Here is a 21920-nt window from a genome sequence, read left to right as displayed (position 1 = left end):
AAATATCATAAATTTTATTTTACGCTGATTTTATCAGCTTTTTTTATTACTTTTTCTTTTATTGAATTATTTTTTACATTATTATTAACATAGTGATAGTAATGATATATTATTGGAGGTGCTTCTATGTCTTATTTCTTTAAAAAAATCATCAAAATGGTCACACTTATCTTTCCTGCATTGAAAGTTGTTGCTCTCATTTGTTTCTTTATTAAACAAAATGAATATAAAATTGATCTATGCTTATCTACTTAAGCCTATAATAAGTATAAAACATTTCATGAAACGATTTTATAACTTTATGATAGCTTAAAATTTATGGATAATGATCGTACTTATTTTGAAACAGATAAAAAGGCCTCAAACTTACTTGATACCAATCAAATTCCTATCGAAAAAATCTACTCTAAGAATATTATTTAAAATCAAAAATCATGAACAAAGGAAAAGATAGATGTCATTGATAAAGAGTTTAATCATATACAAAATATCACATTTTCTAAGCATTTTAATGTTAAATATAATTACCAGAAACATCAAAAAATTGAATAAAATAAAAAATGATACAAACAAAAATCAAAGCATAATTAATGAATCAGCTATAAAAAACTACCGTTTTCAAGATATAATTTACTTGCCACATCTAAAACAGCCATGGATAGTCAAAATACTTATCATAACTTATGATATATTTAAAATCATAAAATCGATTTAGCTACAAAAAAATAATATACAAGCTCATTTTCTTATGTATTATTAAGCGGTTTTATTAAAAAACAACAAACTATTACTTAACAAAAACAAACAAAATTGAATAGGGGCTAAGAATTAAAATCTTTCGCCCCTTTCACAACACCGTGCGTAGGGTTCCCTACACGGCGTTTCATAAGTTTATAGAGTTGTAATAATCTAGTGCACTTATAAATCCGTATATTTTTAATACTTCATTTGTAAGTGTCCTTTTTAGTATGAAGCTATTGGCGATGTGCCAGTAGCTTTTTCTTGTGTTTGCCCATTCCCATGCCTTACTTTTATTAATACCTAGTTTTTGTAAATTTCTATACCTTGTTCTTACTAACTTCCATCTTTTCCAATATATCATTCGTATTCTTCTTCTCATCCATGAGTCTATTTCCCTTAGATGTTTACTCATATTCGCTATCCTATAGTAATTCACCCAACCTGTAATGTATTCTTTTAACTCTTTAGCTAATTCCTTACTTGATATTGGTCGGTTCCTTTTGGTGATTTCCTTTATTCTCTTTTTCATCTTTTCTTTAGATTTCTTGTGAACAGTGATTCGTACATTACCACTCTTCTCTATATAAAATCCAAAGCCCAAGAATTTTATATCAGTAATATAGGCTACCTTTGTCTTCTCTTGGTTCACTTTTACAAATAATTTCTCTTCTAAATATCTTGTCACTGTTTCTTTGACTCTCATTGCACTTCTTTTACTTTTGAATAGTATGACACAGTCATCTGCGTACCTTACAAATCGATTTCCTCTTCTTTCCATTTCTTTATCAAATTCATTAAGATATATATTTGATAATAATGGGCTGAGTGGCCCACCTTGGGGTACTCCTTTTGTAGTTTCTTCAAACTTATGTTTTACTATGACTCCTGCATTGAGATATTTATGTATGAGTGATATAACTCTTCCGTCTTTAATAGTTTGTGACAATATCTGTATAAGTCTTGAATGGTTGACTGTATCAAAGTACTTCTCTAAATCTAGGTCTACTGTATATCGATATCCTTCATTGGCGTATTCGACTACTTTTCTTACTGCTTGATGGGCATTTCTTCTTGGTCGGAACCCATAACTATTGTCACTGAATTGGGGTTCAAATATTGGTGTCAGTACCTGTACTATCGCCTGTTGTATGACCCTATCCGTCACTGTTGGAATTCCTAACTCTCTTTTCTTTCCGTTATCTTTTGGTATTTCTACTCTTTTAACGGCTTGTGGACTATAATGTCCCTCCATGATAAGTTTCTTTAGATAAGACCAGTGTTGTGCGAAATGCGTACGAACTTCTGCGACTTGCATTTTATCTACACCACCACTTCCCTTATTACTCATAACCCTTTGGATTGCCTTTTCTATATTGGCATCCTCCATAATTGTTTCAAGTAACTTCTCATGTACTACAAATCTATTGGTGTTCTTCGTATGTGATATCTCTTGTTTTGATGTAGGATACACTTCTCCACTATTGTCGTATTCCGTACTATCTTCATAGAGTAAGCCTAATGATAGTTGACAGTATCCTATTTTATCTTGAGTATCTTTCATTTCCAGTTCACCTCCTTATGTTCGGTCCTTCGCTAGATAACCATTACAGTTATCATCATCACTACTATGACCTCGGCTGACTTCCTAGGACAAACGTTTCCACCATGATTACATTTTCATCATGTTCCTAGGACCTCCCACGGTAAGACATAACACTTTCATCCTATGTACCCACTATCTTTACACTGCTTATTCCGTCGTACTATTGGACTTCGATTTGTTTAGCAATCTCATCCGATAAGCTTCTGCCTAAAATAGTTCGTATTCCTTGGGTCAGGACTTTGCCTCCAACTTCCTCCCGTTCACACCTTACGATGGATACCTTGTCTTCGGCTAGTGGTTGGTAGTACGAAACCCCCACAGTGGACTTTCACCACCTAGTCTTATGTCATGCGTGGCACACTAAAACAAAGACGGTAAGAATAATAAACTCTTACCGTTTTTTCAACTAAACTCTCACTATATTTAGATATTAAATAGTAAAACTGAATCTATACCAATAACATCAGTACCAACATCAAAATTTATTTTCAAAACAATTTACTATTTATATAATCAGTTAATTTTTTACCTGTTTTTCAATTCTATCTAATGCTTCAATAACATCCCAACAAAAAGAATCATAGCCCACAATATCAATAAATTGGTATCTTTGCATCTGTGATTTAACATTTTTTTGAACACCAGCAAATAATAATTGAATCTTATTATTTTGACATAATGAATGTATATTAGTTAATTCACGAATTCCAGATTCATCAATTGATGATACCCCTCGCATTGATAAAATAATATATCCAGTATCATTAATACACTTTTCAATTTCTAAACTAAGTTGCTCTTGGTTTGCAAAAAACAACGGTCCTGCCAAGTAAACAACTTTAGTATCTTGATGATGATAGTTCAATTCTTTCCCAACTCTATTTGGTTCAATATTACTAACTTCAATATCTAACTCTGAACTATTAATTACAAATAAAACAATTGAAACAAATACTCCGATAATGATTGCAACAGTCAAATCAAAAATAACCGTTGCTATCATTGTAATTAAAAATTGACTTAAATTAGTTTTTATTTTTTTAGTAAAAAATCCCCTAATTTCTTGCCACTCGTTCATTCTCCAAGCTGTCATAATTAAAACACCAGCAAGCGCAGATAATGGTATTTTCGACATATATGGTCCTAATAAAAACATTGAAATTAATAATGCAACAGAATGAAAAATACTAACTAATCGTGTTTGTCCCCCCGCTTTAATTGCAACGCTTGTTCTTGCAATTGCTGCAGTTGCTGGAACACCACCAAAAAATGGGATGATCATATTACCTATCCCTTGTGCAAATAATTCCTGATCAGCATTTAATTTTTCATTTTTCATTTTACTAGCACTAGCACCACACAATAACGATTCAATCATCCCTAACATTGCAATACTAAACGCCGGCATAACCAGATTACTAATATTTTTAAAATTAATTGCACCAATAGATAAACGCGCTTCAGGAAATAAAGTAGTTGGTATTGCCCCAACTTGTGCTACATCTAACTTAAATATCAAATTGATAATCAATGCAATAATAATTCCCGCAAGAGACGAGGGAAAAATACCTTCCCATTTTTTAGGCCAGAAAATCATTATCACAATGACCAACATTCCAAAAAATACTGCTTGAGCATTAATATCAAATCCCAATTCAAAATATGAAAATATTTTTTCTAACATATTTGAACCCTTTGAAGTTACACCAAAGAAATTATCAAGTTGACCTCCAGCAATAATAATTGCTATCCCACTTGTAAAACCTGTTATAACACTTGCAGGAATAAATGAAACAATTCTTCCAAATTTAAAAATCGAAGCTAACAAAAGCATTAATCCTGAAATAAAACTTGCAACAAAAACCCCCTGCAATCCATATGTTGTTGATAAACCAATTAAAATTGCAGACATAGCACCAGTAGGTCCCGAAATTTGATATGAAGCTCCTGATAATCCCCCTATCAACAAACCTGCAACAATTGCAGTAATCAACCCTGCTCCTGCATCTGCACCACTACTTACCCCAAAAGCAAGTGCTAATGGTAAAGCTACTGCTGCAACAGTTAAACCTGCTAAAGCATCTTTAATAAGTTTTTGGCTATTGTAGCCAAAAAATTCATTTTTCAATCTCGACATATAGTCATCAAACATTTTCCTTCTCCTTCTTTTAAAAATCCTTATCCATTATAATAGTAATTACGTATATTTAAAAGAAAAAATCTATTTATTATCATATATTTTTATTAAAGAATTGATTTTTTATGGTATATAACTATTTTCAAAATAATGATTATCTAGTTTTTTAGATTTTGAACTTTTTTTATTAACTTAAAGAAAAAATTGAAGAATTTAAAATAAAAAACTACTTTAGATACATTTAATTTATACTTTTCAAGTAAATAATCTATATATAAAAATAAACTTTAAATAAAAAAACAGTTATTAATATAAACTATATGTGTTTAGCTTATATTCTAACTGTTTTTATTTAAACATAATACTCATTTTTTCTAGGCTCTTCAAGTTTCTTAGTAAAAGCTTTAGCAAATTCTTGATATTCTTTATCATGATCCATATTTTTTGCATGCAATGGACAAACCTTAATACACCTAAAACATGAAATGCATTTATCACTAATTGTTTTACAATCATCATCAATTGCATGAACAGGACATTTTTCAACACAAATTCCACATTTTTCACATGTTTCATTTGTATCAGGATGAAACTTACCTTTACTAATCCCCTCACGATATGGATACTTACCTGGTACTGAAACAAATGAGAAATTATCATCACGTATTTTCAAACGTACTAAACTTCCAAATAATGTATCACTATATACATCATCTTTATTAGGACGTCCTACTTGAATATTTCCATATGTATGTTGACCAACTAAAGCTGCAGCTGCAATTGGAATAAACCCTTGTTCTTTTACAACGTTAAATAACTCTAATAACGCATCATCATAATGTCTATTTCCATAAGTAACAGTAATTACACATGCAGTATGATCACCAGTAAACTTTTTCAATCGTTTCAATGCTTCAGGTAAAATTCTTCCTCCATATACCGGAAAGCCAAATACAACTACATCATGACGATCAAAAGTCATTTCCTCAATAGAATTATCTGTAGTTAAATCTATTTCCGTTAGCTCTCCTTCAAGACCTCGTGCAATACTAGCAGCAGATTTCTTTGAAGTAAATGTAGGCGAAAAATAAATTGCATATGTTCGATTAATTTTCATACCTCTACCTCCACTATTTTATTATATAATAAACCTCAAATGTAAACTGTTTATTACATTTTAATCCATAATATAAAAAAACTAGTTAAACTAGTTTTTTATGCCATTTTTGTTAAATCATCTTTAATTTCATTGAAAGCAATAGCAATATTTAAGCCATGATCTCCAATTCTTTCAAAGTCAATTAAAGTTTCAGTATATAAAGCACTATGCTCAACCGTACATTTTTTATCACATAAACGGCTTAATTGATTTACAGCAAACTCATGTGTAGTGATATCAATACTATCTTCAATAACATCGACTTTTTCTACGATATTATGTAACTCTTCTCGATCTAAAACATTTAATTCTTCTAAAATATTTTTCGTTAGGTTATTCATAATAGAAATTTCTTTAAGCGCTTCATCAGAAAATTTTTCATCATCATCATAAAGTTTTTTTGCTCTTTGTGCAATATTAATTGCATGATCACCAACTCTTTCTAAATCTCCAGCCGTTTTTAAAAACAGACCGATTGATTTAGATTCTTCAATTGGATACTCAGCAGAAATTGCAGTAGTTGTAAATTTAATTATTTCTTTATTTAAGTAATCGATATACTTTTCATCTTTTAATAATTGTTTATGTTTTTCTTCATCATAATCAACAATCAATTCAAATGAACGTTGTACATTTTTTTGTACTACATTAACCATATTTTGTGTTTCATTAAATAATTGTGTACTAACAATTGCACTTGTACCAATATGAAAATCATTTGTAAAAATAGAAGAATCTAAATATTTACTAGATAATTTATCTTCAAAGCCTTCTTTTTCAGGTAAAATCTTATACGCTAAAGTAACTAATTTAGTTCCAAATGGTAACAAAATAATTGTTGTAGCAATATTGAACACTGTATGTACATTAGCAATTTGAGCTGGAATATTACCTGGTGTCAATGATTGTACAAAATCAGCAAACGGTAAAAGCATACTGATTGTTACAAATATAATAGTTCCAATTAAATTAAATGATAAATGAATAATAGTCGTTCTTTTTGCATTTCGACCAGTTCCAACACTTGCTAAAACTGCAGTAATACAAGTTCCAATATTTTGTCCAAATAATACATATATTGCTGAAGGTAATGTAACTGCACCACTTTTCGCAAGAGCCTGTAAAATCCCAACAGATGCTGACGAACTTTGGATAATTGCAGTAAAAACAGCACCCACTAAAATACCGATGAATGGATTTTCAAAAGTACTAACAATTTGTACAAACTCCGGTGAACTTCTAAGCGGAACCATGGCGTTAGACATCATTTCCATTCCCATGAATAAAATTCCTAATCCTCCAATAATTGTCCCAAAAGCGTCAGTTTTTTTACTTTTAAAAAATACAATCAATGCAATCCCGATAAACGCTATAATCGGTGCTAATGCTGTAATATCTATTGCAATTAACTGTCCAGTAATCGTAGTACCAATATTAGCACCCATGATTACCCAAACAGCATTTGTTAAATTCATCAATCCAGCATTAACAAATCCAACTACCATAACAGTAGTAGCTGAAGATGATTGAATAACTGCGGTAATTAGTGCACCCACTATTACTCCTAAAAAACGATTGGTTGTAAGTTTTTCTAAGATACTCTTCATCTTATTTCCGGCAGCTAATTCTAATCCATTAGACATCATCGTCATACCATATAAAAATAGCGCCAACCCGCCACACATAGCGAATATGTCTGTAAGTTTCATTCTTTACCCCCTGTAATTTGGTATATTTTTATATTCTTAAAAACACAAGGTAAATTTAACACAAAATTTACAATATGCAAACATTATTGACAAATCTTAACAAACTCTTAACTTTTCTAATTTATTTTTTAATATTTTTTCTTGACATCTGGTCAAAATAAATTGGTATTTAATATAGACATTTCATTATACCATGCTGTCTATAAACAAAATTAGGGCTATGCTTTTTTTGTCGGTATAGGAGGAAAAATATATTATTTAAAAACTGAACAAAGTTTTAATAGTGCTCATTTTTTACATGCTTAAGATATCTTAAATTATTTAAATGAAAATGAGGTTATAAATATTACTTTAACTGGTGGTGACCCATTACTTCAAGATAATATTAATAATTACATTAATATATTGATTGATCATGGTTACAGTGTTGACATTGCTCCATTTATTAATGGTACGATAACCTATCTTTATCAAAATTGAACCATCTATAATCGTTGATTACATGATCAAACATCATTTAAATAACATCACATTACAATTACAGTTACATAAATTTATATAGCATGCTAATAAAAGAGATGTTTAAAATGATAGATACTAAAAAATAGAAGAACACATTTATGAAATTATTAAAGCATTAAATGATAATCCTAATTGTGAAGATTTAAAAGAAACATCAAAACGAGTAGCTAAAATATATAAAGAAGTCTTCATGTCCATGAATTATACAAATGAACAAATCGCTAAAATCGTACTTTTGTACGATTTTATTTTTTAAATAACTAAGATACATATTGTTTTGATAAAAAATATATAATAAAATATTTTTGAAAGCGTATTCTTTGGCTCGTATACAGCTTTCATATTATTATTAAGGGGGAAAGGATGAATGAAAAAAACATTAAAAAAATTCTAAAATTAATGTTAGCATTTGTTATTTGCTTTTCACAAATATCATTATTTAACGTTAACGCACAAACAGATGACAATCTAGCATTAAATAAACCTGTGGAATATTCAGGTGTTGAAGGTGGAAAAGTTTCTAATGGTGAATGGAAATATCCACAATTTATTGGTGAAAATATTGTTGATGGTAAAACAGATACTCGTTGGTCTGCTGATAAAACAGATAACCAATGGATTATCGTTGATCTACAAAAGGAATATAGTCTAGATAGTGTTACAATCAACTTTCATGCTGAATCACCAGAATACGAGATTCAAATAGCTCGTGAAGACAAACAATTTAAAACTGTTAGTAATGTAACAAATGGCAGTACAAATGGAGCAAGTTATACTAAAACATTTAACTTAATGGGCCAAAATGCACGCTATGTAAAATATCAACAAAATAAAATGTGGAAACATAGCACTAATAATCAATTCTATGGTAGCAGTATTATTGAATTAACAATTAAAGAAAAGAAAAATATTTCTGTTAGTGATGATACTTTAAGAATTGGAACATTTAATATTGCTGCAAATAAACAACCAAACGTAGATGAATTACGTGAATTAACTGAAAAATATAAACTTGAAGTTGTTGGTTTACAAGAAGTTGATCGAAACACTGGACGTAATCCATATGATATGTTAAATGAATTTGCTAGTACTACATATCCAAGCACATATTTTTCTAAAGCAATTGATCATGATGGTGGTGAATATGGTATCGCTAGAGCTTCTAAATATGAATTAACTGACGGAAAAACTGTAAATGTTGATTCAACTGGAGCAACAGAACAACGTGTTTATCAACGAATGGTATTTAAAAAAGGTGATTATGAAATTGCTTTTTATAACACTCATTTAAGTTATGAAACTGAAGCAATTCGTAAAAAACAAATGAAAGAATTAAAGACTGCAATCCAAAATGATAGTACACCTTATATTATTGTTACTGGAGATTTTAATGCTGATCAACATCGAAGTGAATTCAATTTATTTTTAGAGGAGCTAGATATGGTCAATGGCTACCAAGGAAAATGGTATGATACATTTAATGGTGTAGATGAAACGATGAAAGTTAATAGCGTTGACAATATTTTAGTATCTAGAAATCTTGCTATTGAAAATATTGAAATGGTAGAAACATCTTTATCTGACCATAATCTATTACTTGCTCAAGTGAAATTCTTAGATGAACCACAAGTATCAAAAGAATGGTTACGTGCAACTATTGAAGATGCTAAATCTTACAATAGTGAGCTTTATACAAAAGATAGTTTTGGTGCACTACAAAAAATGATTGAAACAGCTAATGAAATATATAACCAAGATAATGTAACTCAGGATAAAGTAAATGAAACTGTAACATTATTAAATGACGCCATTGCTAATCTTGAATTATATAATCTAGCATATAAAGCTGATGTAACTGTTTCAGGATGTGAAGTTTCAGATGGACGTTTTACTGGTCCAATGGCAGTAGATGGTATCATTTCTGCTACTTCACGTTGGTCTGGGGCTAAAACAAATGAACAATGGATGTTAGTTGATTTAGGAAAAATAGTTGAAGCAAGTGAAATTATCATTCACTTTGAATCAGAATGTCCTGATTATGAAGTACAAGTTTCTAAAGATGGCAAAAACTTCACAACTATCTATAGTGATAGAATGCTAGTCAAGGAGATACTGTTTCAAAACAAATTTCATTTGATAAACAAGAAATTCGCTATGTAAAATACGTTCAACATAAAATGTGGAATCATAGCAATGGTAAACAATACAGTACTAGTATTTATGAATTAGAAGTATATAAAGAATTTAATATTGAAAATATTGAAATCTTAAATAAATATGATGTAATTTCTACTGGAGAAACTTTCCAATTAGAAACAAAAATATCACCTGATGTAGCTGCACACAAAAAACTTGCATATACAAGTAGTGATGAAAATATTCTTCAAGTAGATGAAACTGGAAAAGTAACAGCAATTGCTGCTGGAAAAGCAACAATTACAGTTATGGCTAAAGACAATCCAGAAATAAAAACTCAAAAAACAATTCGTGTGGTTGATGGTCCTATTAAAGCGTTAGAATTTCGATTTGATGCAACTGATATAAATCTTTCAACACGCGATACACGTTTTTTAGAATATACAGTTTATCCAGAAAATGCTGTAAACAAAGATGTGGCTGTAACTTGGACAAGCAGTAATCCTGAAGTTGCCGCATTGAACAAAATGGAAAAATAAAATGTCATACAGTTGGTGATACTGTAATTACTGTTACAAGTAAAGAGGATTTAAATGTTAAAGGAGAAATTACAGTTCATGTAACTACACCAAGTTATAATAGTCAATATGATATTATGCATGATCGCTGGTTACGTCGTGTAGTTGGTGAAAACTTAAATCTTAAAGATGAAGACATTGCTGCATATGTCAAGAATATTGATCAAGAAGGTCAAGAATTATGGTCATCTTTAAATAAAGATGCAGATCGTACTTATTTATGGCAAAGGATCCCAAGTGATACTGTTTCAGCTGATTATACTACTCAATTTACTAAAATAAAAAAATTAGCACTTGCTTTTGGTGTTGAAGGTACTTCATTATATGAAAATCCTGAATTATTAAAAGATATTATTAGTGCAATTAACTTTATGGTAGTAGATAAAAAATATAATGGTAGCTATTCAACTGGAAACTGGTGGGATTGGCAAATTGGATGTACTCAACCATTAGTTGATATTTTAATGATCATTTCTGATTATAGTAATGATGATACAATTAATTTAGCTACAAAGAGTATTGAAGGATATGCAAAAAGACCATCTATTCAATGGCCAAATTACACTGCAACTGGTGCAAATCGTACTGATATTGGTCTTTCTGTTTTAGGAAGTGCAATTATTGCTAAAAATGATGACCGTATGAATTTAGTTAAAGATGAAGTTCCAGATGTTATGAAGTTAGTAACTTCTGGTGATGGTCTATATAAAGATGGTTCAGTAATTCAACATACAAAACATGCTTATACTGGAAGTTATGGTAATGAATTATTAAAAGGTGTTGGAAAAATAAAATCTATTATTTCTGGCACAGATTTTGATATTTTAGATCCACGTATTGAAAATGTTTATAATACTGTATTAAATGGATATATTCCTTTAATACATAAAGGGCAAATGATGTCTATGGTAAATGGTCGTAGTATCTCTAGAGCACCTGGTACAAATCCATTTACAACTGAATTTGCTGCTGGTTCTGAAACTATTTCTAATATTATGTTACTTGCTAGCGGTGCTAGTGATGTTTATAAAAATCAATTTGAAGCAGCTGTTAAATATTGGTTAACTGAAAGTCAAGGTTATTATGATTTTTATGCTAATGCTAGAGATTTTGATGCTCTATTAGGGGCAAAAGAAATTATGAATGACTCTAGTATCAAGCCATCAATTTATACTGGAATGAAAGTATATGGATCAATGGATCGTGTTGTTCAAGTAAATGAAAATTATACTGCGGGATTAAGTATGTATTCTTCTCGTATTTATAATTATGAATTTGGTAATACAGAAAATAAACATGGTTGGCACACAGGTTCTGGTGTTTTATATATTTATAATGATGATTTAAAACAATATGGTGAAGGATATTGGCCTACCGTTGATCCATATCGTTTACCTGGAACAACTGTAGACACTAAAGAATTAGCAGATGGTGCTGGATATAATAAAACTTCACCACAATCTTGGATTGGTGGTACAACAAATGGTACAAATGGTACCGCAGCAATGTATTACAATTCAACAAATCTAGGATTAGGAATGGACTTAAAGGCCCAAAAATCTTGGTTCTTTTTAAATGGAATGATTGTGAATTTAGGAACAAATATCACAGGTTCTACTTCTGCAAGCATTGAAACAACTGTAGAAAATCGTATGATGACAAGTGATGAAAACAAAATTTCAATTAATGGAGTTAATTGGGATGAAACTAAAGAAAGTAAAACATTAGATAATGGTTCATATGTTCACTTTACTGGTACTGGTGAAGGTAATGATATTGGATATTATTTTATTAAAGGTGGAAATGTTGACTTTGCTAAAGATACAAGAACTGGTAGATATGATGATATAAATGAATATTTTGTAAATGACATTAATTATACAAATACATTCTTTAAAATGGGTATCAATCATGGTCAAAATGCAAATAATGATAGTTATGAATATGTTATCTTACCAGGAAGTAGTGAAGCTGAGCTTGAAAACTTTGCAAAAAATAACACAATTGAAGTAGTACGTAATGATACTGATGTTCAAGCAATTAAAGATAGTGTAAATGGTATATTTGCAATGAATGTATGGACTATGGATCCAGTTACTGTAGAAGGTATTACTGTAAATGATTCGGCATCTATTTATACTGAAACAAAAGATGGTATCATGACAATTAATGTTAGTGATCCAAAACAAAAAAATGTTACTTTAAATGTCAAATTAGAAAAAGGTTATGAAAATGTAATCCAAAAAGATGATACAGTAACTATTAATGAGGACGGAAGCTTTACAATTGATACTACTAAAAGTGCTGGAGCAACACATACAATTGTTGTAAACTTAGAAAAAACAGACAAAACAGCGTTAGGTATCGCTATCGATCTAGCAAACCAAGCTAATTTAGATAACGTAATTCCTGCTGTAGTAGAAGAATTCAATGCAGCATTACAAGAAGCTAAAGATGTATATAATAATGTAAATGCAACTCAAAAAGAAGTAAATAATGCATTTGATAGACTTGCTAAAGCAATGCATATGTTAGACTTTAAACAAGGTGATAAAACAGCATTAAAAGCATTCATCGATAAAGTTACCGGATTAGATTCATCTAAATATACAGAAAGTACATGGACAGCATTTGATAAGAAATTAACTGAAGCAAATGTTATATATAACGATGTAAATGCAATGCAAGAAGAAGTAAATACAGCTTACAGTGAATTAGTAACAGCATTCTTGAATTTAAGATTAATTCCAGATAAGAGTTTATTAGGAGATTTAATCAATCAAGCAGAAGGATTAGACAGTGCAAATTATACAAAAGCATCATTTGATGGATTAACAAAAGCATTAAATGAAGCAAAAGTAGTATTTGAAAATCCAAATGCTTCACAAGTTGAAGTAGATAGTGCAAAAGCTACATTAGAAAAAGCAATTGCAGAATTACAGGCTAATTCAAGTACATCATCAAATGTAGATAACACAGTAAGTACATCAGTAAATAACGCTGATAGTACAAGTGTTAAAACAGGTGATAAAAGCTTAGTAGGAATGTTTGCAACAATAACATTATTAAGTGTAGCAGGATACACATTATTAAAAAGAAAAGAAAACAACTAATAAATTGCACAAAATGGGATGATTTATTCATCTCATTTTCTTTTATATAAAAATAATTTTATATTTAAATACTTTGTTAAATTCATATCCTTTAAACAATAAAAAGAGATTTTATCCATTAAATTTACATTTCAATAAGATTAAAATCTCTTTTCAGTTTATTTATTACATAATAATTTTTGCAATTCATTTACAGTTTTAACAATATAATCAGCATGATATTGTTTAAATTCTTGGACATTTCCATATCCATATTCAACAGCTATACATGGAAGATTATGTTCATGAGCACCAATAATATCATGCATACGATCACCGACCATAATTGCATCACCAAAATTAATTTGCATACTTTTTAAAACATATTCAATAACTTCACCTTTTTTACTTCTTCCATTTAATTCACTACCACCAATAAAATCAAAATATTTACTTAAATTAAAATGATCCATTATCTTTTTTGCAAATACTTCTGGTTTAGAAGTTGCAAGGACTAAAATTTTATCTTCCTTCTTTAATGCTTTTAAACATTCTTCTATACCTTCATAAACTTTATTATCAAAAATACCATCTATTCGATAATACTCTCGATATTTTTCAACTGCTAAAATAGCATCTTCTTCATTAAATCTATAAAATTCCTTAAATGAGTCTTTTAACGGCGGTCCAATAAAAGGTATCAATTTACATAAATCATCAACCTCTATTCCAAAACTATTTAAGGCATAACGAACTGATTTTGTAATTCCTTGCATTGGATCCGTAAGAGTTCCATCTAAATCAAATAAAATATATTTTCTATCCATAACAACCTTCCTAATAACAAAAACAACTCTTTTCATGATCATTGACAATTCCTACAGCTTGTAAATAAGAATAAATTGTCACCGATCCTACAAAGCTCATTTTCCTTTTTTTCAAATCCTTAGAAATTTCATCAGATAATGCTGATGTGGTTTTAATCATATTATCTTGATTCTTTATTATCTGATAATTTGTAAAACCCCATAAATACTTTGAAAAACTACCAAATTCATTTTGTATCTCAATGAAAATTTTTGCATTTTTAATAGCAGCTGCAATTTTTCGTCTATTTCTAATAATATCTTTATTTTCCATTAACTGCTCAATTTTATTTTCATCATATCTTGCAATTTTATTAACATCAAAATTATCAAATGCTATTTTAAAAGATTCTCTTTTTTTTAAAATTGTAATCCAAGATAATCCTGCTTGAAATGTTTCTAATAAAAACATTTCGTATAACTTTTCATCATCATAAACAGGTTTCCCCCATTCATGATCATGATAATCTTTATATATTGTAGAATTTTCATCTACCCAACTACATCTTTTTACCATTGTTCTATCCTCTCTTTGTTATTTTAACATAAACTATAAAAGTTTTATATTTTTTATTGACTCAGATTTCTTTTTTGTATAATATGTTAGTTAGTTTAATCTAACATTAGGAGGAAATATGAATATTATTACAATAATTTGTTTAATCTTATTTTTATTATGTCTTGTTATTCCTATGAATAAAAAAATTTCACGCTATCACATTCCTTTAGCATGGTCATTACTTGTTTTTTCAATTATTCATGGTATTTTGGAAACAAAAAATACAGCTATGATTACTGGTAAACTTGCATGGCTAAGTTTATTAGTTGTTATCATATTTGCTTATATTTTAAAAAGAAATAATCTAAAATGGAAAAAATATAACATATTACTATCTATTATTTTTTCCATTTTAGTAGTTATTCACATAATACAAGCTATTGTACTATAAAAAATATTACTATATTAAATACATAAAAACCACTGTAAAAATTATCTACAGTGATTTTTTACTAAGATCTAATTTATACCTATCTGTTTTATATTATCTTCGTTGAACATTCTTCTAAATTAATTACTTCATCTACTATTGGTAAATAAAATTCTGGTTCGTGACTAACTAAAATAACAGCTCCTTTAAAAGCTTTAATTGCTGTTTGTAAAGATGCTTTAGCATCAACATCTAAATGATTTGTTGGTTCATCTAAGACTAATATATTAGCTTCACGATTCATAATTTTACATAATCTAACTTTCGCATTTTCACCACCGGATAAAACTTTCATCAACGATTGAATATGCTCAGTTGTCAATCCACATTTTGCTAACATAGATCTTATTTCACCATTATTACGATCTGGAAATTCATCCCATATATATTCTAGTGCAGTTTTATTTATAGCTGCTTCTTCTTGTTTAAAAAAACCTATTTCAACATATGGATCTTTTTCTACTATTCCACTATATGGTGTTTGCATACCAATTAGTGTTTTTAATAATGTTGTTTTTCCTAAACCATTGACTCCTTTAATCGCAATTTTTTTATTTCTTTCAAAAATAATATTCATTGGTTTTGTTAAAGGTGAATTATAGCCAATTACCAAATCTTTACACTCAAATAAGACCTTACCAGGTGTCCTTGCTTCAAGGAAAGAAAACGTTGGTTTAATCTTTTCTTTAGGTTTTGCAATCAAATCCATTTTATCTAACTTTTTCTGTCTTGAACTAGCCATATTTCTAGTTGCTACACGCGCTTTATTTCGAGCAATAAAATCTTCAAGATCAGCAATTTCCTTTTGTTGTTTTTGATAACTTGCTTCTTGTTGTCTTTTTTTTAATTCAATTTGTTGTATATAATAATTATAATCTCCTTTGTATCTAGTTAAAATTCCATCTTCTAAATGATATATAACATTAATAACCTGATTTAAAAAAGTAATATCATGACTAACTAAAATAAATGCGTTATCATAATTTTTCAAAAAATTAATTAACCAATTAATATGCTGCTCATCTAAATAATTAGTTGGTTCATCAAGAATCAAAATCATAGGATTTTCTAATAATAACTTAGTCAATAAAACCTTTGAACGTTGTCCTCCAGATAATGCATCTACCGGTTTATCTAAACCAATATCATTTAAACCCAAACCACTTGCAATTTCTTTGATTTTAACATCAATCATATAAAAACCACCATGATCCAATATTTCCTGTATTTCACCAACTTCTTCCATTAGTTTTTCCATTGTCTCACTATCACAATTTGCCATTTGCTCATACATCGATAACATTTCCTGTTCTAAATCAAAGTAATATTTAAAAGCATCTTGTAACACTTCATAAATCGTTTGACCTGGTTTTAAAACTGTATATTGATCTAAATATCCAGTTGTAATTCTTTTACACCATTCAATTTTACCAGCATCAGGGGTAATCTTACCAGTGATGATATTTAAAAAGGTTGATTTACCTTCTCCATTAGCACCAACTAATCCAATATGCTCCCCATTCAATAACCTAAAACTTGCATTTTCTAAAATTGTTCTTCCACCAAAATCATGACTCACATTTTCAACATTTAAAATACTCATTATTTACCTCTTTTCATACAAATATTTAAATAACATACAAGATAATACATAAAAAATGCAGCACACTACCTAACAATATCCACAAATGCCAAATACTATGCATATAGCGAATTTTATCTCCAAGAACATAAAAAACTGTTCCTGCAGTATAAGCTATTCCACCTAACACTAATAATAAAACTCCATTAAAACCTACTGCTTCTGGTAATAAATTAAATTTAAAAACGATGCACCATCCCATTACTAAATAACAAATCATTGAAAATTTAGCATTACTTTCAATATCTATCGCATTTAAAACAATTCCAATAATTGTAAAAATCCAAACAACAGCAAAAATTGTCCAACCCCAAAATGGATCAATTGGTCGAATTGAACATAATACTACCGGCGTATAAGTACCTGCAATCAAAACAAAAATAGAACAATGATCCATTATTTGAAACACTTTTTTGCCTTTAGTATTTGGCGATAATCCATGATAAATACTACTCATAGTATACAGTAAAATCATAGAAACCCCATATATAATTCCTGACACAATTCCATATCCATTACCTCTAATTGCGCCAAAAACAATACATAACACTAATACCGCTATTCCAAATGCCCCTCCCACAATATGAGTTACCATATTAAATATCTCTTCTCCTCGAGTATAATTTGGCAACACACGATCATCAAGCTTTGTTCGTTTCATAAATACCTCCATCATTATATTAAAACAACAGTTATTTTTTCTAAAATTCTTATAAGCATTTTAAATCCATTTAATAAATATTACTAGTATTTAATTTACTATATAATATAAAAAATAACATTTTTCTATTATTTCCCTGGAAATTTTTAAAATATTTACTTCACTAAAAGAGTTTAACATAATAATCATACTCAAACCATACATACATTAATTTTCTATAAAAAAATGTGGAAATACTATCCACATTACCTAATCATCTTTAACTCATAATCAAATCCATACTTTAAAATATAATCTTCCAATATCCAATCATTATCATAGATTATTTTAGCTATTTTTTTACCAACATATCTAAAATGCCACGGCTCATTAACAATTCCTGTAAAAGAAGAACGATCTTTAGGATATCTCAAAATAAAGCCATATTTATGTGCATTTTTTACCACCCACTTATACTCATCACTATCTCCAAATACCATTCTTTTTTTATCAACAACACTTTGACTAGTAAGATTAACACCTAATCCTAATTGATGTTCACTAGAACCTGGCTTTGAAACTAATTTACTAGCAGTTATTTTATCATACTTCCTAAAATACTCCTCATATATTTCCATTTGACTTTCATAACTGCGATATCCACTATTTAAAACTAAATGATAGCCTTTTTTTAATGCATCTTGGTACATCTCTTCCAAAGCTTTAGCTGCATCTTTACGTAATTTTTTATTATTACAATCAGGTGCAATTGGTTCTTTATTTGATGATATGTATTTGCTTATATCTTTAAATGTTATTCCATTTATATTTAAATATGGCTGTATTTTTGAATAACTATAGTTATTATCAATTAATATTTGAAAGTCATTAATTAAAGCATGTTTCATTAATGAAATCATTTGATCATAAGTATAATTTAATTTAATTAATTTTTTATAGTATTTATCATAAAATGTATCAATATATCCAATCACTTCTTTTTTTGATAATTGTTTTTTATATTCTTGATATTTTTGATATTCTAGATAATGTTTATCATTATCAATATCATTCCACGATTTAATATCAATCAATTCACTATTATTCAAAAAACGTTTAACTGTTTCATCATCTAAATTTAAAATAACACTCTGTTCACTAAATGAATAACCCTTTAAAAATAAATTAATTCGTTCAAAATTAAAGAAAACAAATCCCATTAAAATAACTAAAATCCCAATAATAACAATAATATTTTCTCTCGATACTCTTCTTTTTCTATGTAACATTAACATTCCCCTTTAATATAATTTTTATTATCATCTTTAATCTAATTACTACTACATTTATTAATTTTAATCCCTCCATAAAATCTATATTTGATATATATATAATAATATCTAAAAATGAAGAATGTTTTTTTAATATTCCCATATAAAATTACTACAAAAAACATAATAATTTATTACATTTTTATTACAAATAAAAATGATCTATCAAAGATAGATCATTTAAATAACTATTTATTTGAATTAATATATTTATTTACTTGTTTTTCTAAAATCTTAAATGGCGCAGGACCTGTAGATAAAATTACTTCATGAAAATCTACTGCTGAAAATTTATCCCCTAATTCTTTACTTGCATTATTATATAGATCCTCAAATAAGAATCCAGATAAATAATATTGTAAATAATTTGTAGGTGTTTCAATAAACAAATTATATTGTTCTAACATAACTTCTTCATCATCAATATTAAAATTTTCTTTCCAGTAATTCTTATAATCCTCATATGTCCATCCATCATAATGAATTCCAATATCCATTAAACCAATCACAATTGATGTAAATTTATCATTTAAACTTAAAAGATGCAACACATCTTTATCTTCTACTGGAGCATACTTATAACCATTCCATTCTACATATGTTGCCCAGCCTTCACTATATCCATTATAATCCATTAAATATCTTACTGTTGGAATATTCTTTTGTTGTTTAAAATACGTATGTTGATACATATGCCCTGGATATCCTTCATGTTCAATTGTTCCAAACAAACTTTGTGAATATTCACCATTTATATAGATTAATTCTGGTGTATCAATTGGTGCATCTATTTTTCCTTGTAAATAAGCTGCTGGTGAGAAATTATCCTTCCATGCATCAGGTACTGTAATAATTTCATAATTTAAATTATCAATTTTAGGAAAATCTGTATTTATTGCTGTTTTTAAATAATCTAATGTTTCTGATACTGAAGTGAAGTCTGAATATTTTACATCATTTAAATTTGTCATATTAGCCAAATCTGGATTTTCTTGTATCAATGTTGTCATTTCTTGGTAAACTTCAAGCATTTTATTTTGAAGATATTCTTTAACCTCTGCAACACTCATATCAGTTCCAACTTCACCTTTAAGCATATCTTCATAATATTCTTTTCCATTAGGACTAAAATATAATCCTTGATTTTCTGTATTAGTTGGTGTTATTTTCTTTAATTCTTCTTCTAAACTAAGATATGCATTCTTTAAATTAACCGATATTAATTGTTCATTTTTTTGTTTTGCTTCAGTTTTTTGTTCATCATTTAAAAATTCTACTTCATCAATTCTTTGATTAATTCTTTCAATTAAATAAGTGTCTGTATTAGCCGTATAATTTTGACATTGCTCGATTGTTTTTTCTAAAATATTTTTAGGTAACCCACTTTTATTTTCTTGACGTTCTTTTTCAATTTCAGCATATTCTAAAAAAGTTTCCTGAGCACTTTCTAACATATTAAAATAACTATCTAAATCATTTTGACGTTCGAACGTATACTCACTTAAAAGTAATGGTAATTGTGCTTGAAAGCTAATAAAACTTCCTAAATAATTATTATCTAAATCATAATATTTATAATGATATTCTCCTCTTTCTAAATAATCTACTAAAATATCATATGTTAACTGTTGATCTTTAGATAGTTTATAATAATCAAATTCCTTTAATTCTTTTAAAATTTTATCACTTTCTTTTTTACTTTCTTTATAATCCTCTTCATCGCTACATGGAAGTTCCAATAATTCTTCTTCAAAACCATAATTACTTGGATTTTCAAATGTAAACTCCAAATTCATATCATTATCACCAAGTAATTTAGTAGGCAATTTTTCTATATAAGCATCAAATTCTTTTGAATCATTTTTAGTACTAGTAGTGTCTTTAGTATTACTACATCCAACAACATTAAATGCTAATAGTAAACCCAAAACTACCGATATAACTTTTTTATAATTTTTCATCTTATCACCATCCATATTATATTATTAACATCTTTTAGTTATTTTCAAAAATTTAAATGCTAAATCTTTTTATTATATCAACTTCACCCCACATCCCTAATATTAAGATACCATTTATCTATTAAGATGTAAACACTAACAAAATGTCAAATATTAAAAGAAGTGAAAACACTTCTTTAATATTTGATTTAAAATAATTACACTTTTTAATATAATATTATATTAACTAAAAATTCCCCTTTAAATAAACATTTGCAATAATATTTGCCACTTCATCTAATCCTAAATCACTATTTAAAGTTAAATCAAAATTCTTTAATTGCCCCCATTTATTAGTAGTATAGTAATTATAATAATTACTTCTTGTTTTATCTTTTTTAATTACATACTTTTTATAATCATCATGTACCTCTTTATATTCATTTTTTACTCTTTTTATCCTAGATTCTAATGGTGCATGAATAAATACTTTTAATACATTATCATAATCCTCCAAAATATAATCAGCACATCCACTTACAATGATACAAGCATCATAATTTGCAAGATGACGAATGATTTTTGATTGCATTGTATATACCTGGTCATTTAAAGGTAAACTAAGTGTCCCAGATGATAGGCTGTACATAAAACCAGATGCTTTTTGTTCAGAAACTTTTCTAATTACATCAACATCAAATCCCATTTCTTTAGCAGCTAAATCAATAATTTCATTGTCATAATAAACAATTCCTAATTTTTCTGCTACTTTTTGTGCAATTATTCTTCCCCCTGAACCATATTCTCTAGCAATAGTTATAATTTTTTTAGCCAT

At 28.4% G+C, this 21920-nt stretch carries 16 protein-coding genes; 5 read left to right on the top strand and 11 right to left on the bottom strand.

Translation table 11 applies throughout. The features are described from left to right. Window positions 1-883 precede the first annotated feature (883 nt). The 4 genes from ltrA to NQ543_RS01395 form a co-directional block, all read right to left on the bottom strand. Window positions 884-2302, bottom strand: a complete 1419-nt coding sequence (gene ltrA, locus NQ543_RS01410; RefSeq protein ID WP_004608658.1) for a group II intron reverse transcriptase/maturase — start codon at window positions 2300-2302, stop codon at window positions 884-886. A 559-nt stretch (window positions 2303-2861) separates the two neighbouring features. After that, window positions 2862-4496 carry a SulP family inorganic anion transporter gene (locus tag NQ543_RS01405; RefSeq protein ID WP_004610587.1) on the bottom strand — a complete coding sequence of 545 codons (1635 nt, stop codon included), beginning with the start codon at window positions 4494-4496 and terminating at the stop codon, window positions 2862-2864. Between the two features lie 337 nt (window positions 4497-4833). Next, window positions 4834-5598 (bottom strand): 4Fe-4S binding protein, encoded by a 765-nt coding sequence (locus NQ543_RS01400; protein ID WP_004610588.1) that lies wholly within the window; start codon window positions 5596-5598, stop codon window positions 4834-4836. Between the two features lie 98 nt (window positions 5599-5696). After that, window positions 5697-7349, bottom strand: coding sequence for a Na/Pi cotransporter family protein (locus tag NQ543_RS01395; RefSeq protein WP_004610589.1), 1653 nt, complete (start codon window positions 7347-7349; stop codon window positions 5697-5699). Window positions 7350-7953: 604 nt separating this feature from the next. Between NQ543_RS01395 and NQ543_RS01390 the strand changes: the two genes are divergently transcribed. The 4 genes from NQ543_RS01390 to NQ543_RS01375 all read left to right on the top strand — a co-directional run bounded on the left by NQ543_RS01390 (window position 7954) and on the right by NQ543_RS01375 (window position 13698). Next, entirely contained in the window at window positions 7954-8127 is a 174-nt protein-coding gene (locus tag NQ543_RS01390; protein WP_083784311.1) for a GTP cyclohydrolase I, read from the top strand. Between the two features lie 107 nt (window positions 8128-8234). Continuing rightward, window positions 8235-10031 (top strand): galactose-binding domain-containing protein, encoded by a 1797-nt coding sequence (locus NQ543_RS01385; protein WP_004610590.1) that lies wholly within the window; start codon window positions 8235-8237, stop codon window positions 10029-10031. Between the two features lie 17 nt (window positions 10032-10048). Further along, window positions 10049-10546: an Ig-like domain-containing protein gene (locus NQ543_RS01380; protein WP_004610591.1), complete on the top strand. Its 498-nt coding sequence runs from the start codon at window positions 10049-10051 to the stop codon at window positions 10544-10546. 116 nt (window positions 10547-10662) lie between these two features. Continuing rightward, window positions 10663-13698: a polysaccharide lyase family 8 super-sandwich domain-containing protein gene (locus NQ543_RS01375; protein ID WP_004610592.1), complete on the top strand. Its 3036-nt coding sequence runs from the start codon at window positions 10663-10665 to the stop codon at window positions 13696-13698. Between the two features lie 158 nt (window positions 13699-13856). Here the strand turns inward: NQ543_RS01375 and NQ543_RS01370 are convergent, their stop codons facing one another. Both NQ543_RS01370 and NQ543_RS01365 read right to left on the bottom strand, forming a co-directional pair. After that, window positions 13857-14504, bottom strand: a complete 648-nt coding sequence (locus tag NQ543_RS01370) for an HAD family hydrolase (protein WP_039904715.1) — start codon at window positions 14502-14504, stop codon at window positions 13857-13859. Between the two features lie 10 nt (window positions 14505-14514). Next, window positions 14515-15060 carry a DNA-3-methyladenine glycosylase I gene (locus NQ543_RS01365; RefSeq protein ID WP_004610594.1) on the bottom strand — a complete coding sequence of 182 codons (546 nt, stop codon included), beginning with the start codon at window positions 15058-15060 and terminating at the stop codon, window positions 14515-14517. 118 nt (window positions 15061-15178) lie between these two features. Between NQ543_RS01365 and NQ543_RS01360 the strand changes: the two genes are divergently transcribed. Next, entirely contained in the window at window positions 15179-15493 is a 315-nt protein-coding gene (locus NQ543_RS01360; protein WP_004610595.1) for a hypothetical protein, read from the top strand. An 88-nt stretch (window positions 15494-15581) separates the two neighbouring features. On the opposite strand, the gene NQ543_RS01355 is transcribed toward NQ543_RS01360, so the two are convergent. From NQ543_RS01355 to NQ543_RS01335, 5 genes are all read right to left on the bottom strand, one after another. Next, window positions 15582-17135, bottom strand: coding sequence for an ABC-F family ATP-binding cassette domain-containing protein (locus NQ543_RS01355; protein WP_004610596.1), 1554 nt, complete (start codon window positions 17133-17135; stop codon window positions 15582-15584). A 25-nt stretch (window positions 17136-17160) separates the two neighbouring features. Next, window positions 17161-17835, bottom strand: a complete 675-nt coding sequence (trhA, locus tag NQ543_RS01350) for a PAQR family membrane homeostasis protein TrhA (RefSeq protein WP_039904717.1) — start codon at window positions 17833-17835, stop codon at window positions 17161-17163. Window positions 17836-18080: 245 nt separating this feature from the next. Next, on the bottom strand, window positions 18081-19103 hold the full coding sequence (locus NQ543_RS01345; protein ID WP_230197319.1) for a M15 family metallopeptidase: 1023 nt from the start codon (window positions 19101-19103) through the stop codon (window positions 18081-18083). Window positions 19104-19333: 230 nt separating this feature from the next. Next, window positions 19334-21106 carry a DUF885 domain-containing protein gene (locus NQ543_RS01340; protein WP_039904718.1) on the bottom strand — a complete coding sequence of 591 codons (1773 nt, stop codon included), beginning with the start codon at window positions 21104-21106 and terminating at the stop codon, window positions 19334-19336. A 226-nt stretch (window positions 21107-21332) separates the two neighbouring features. Further along, entirely contained in the window at window positions 21333-21920 is a 588-nt protein-coding gene (locus tag NQ543_RS01335; protein WP_004610601.1) for a cytidylate kinase-like family protein, read from the bottom strand.

It is taken from the genome of Thomasclavelia spiroformis DSM 1552, from assembly GCF_025149465.1.
In the GTDB taxonomy this organism is placed as follows: domain Bacteria; phylum Bacillota_I; class Bacilli_A; order Erysipelotrichales; family Coprobacillaceae; genus Thomasclavelia; species Thomasclavelia spiroformis.
The sequence above is the reverse complement of the archived record's forward strand: the minus strand, read 5'-3'. Positions and strand labels throughout refer to the sequence as shown.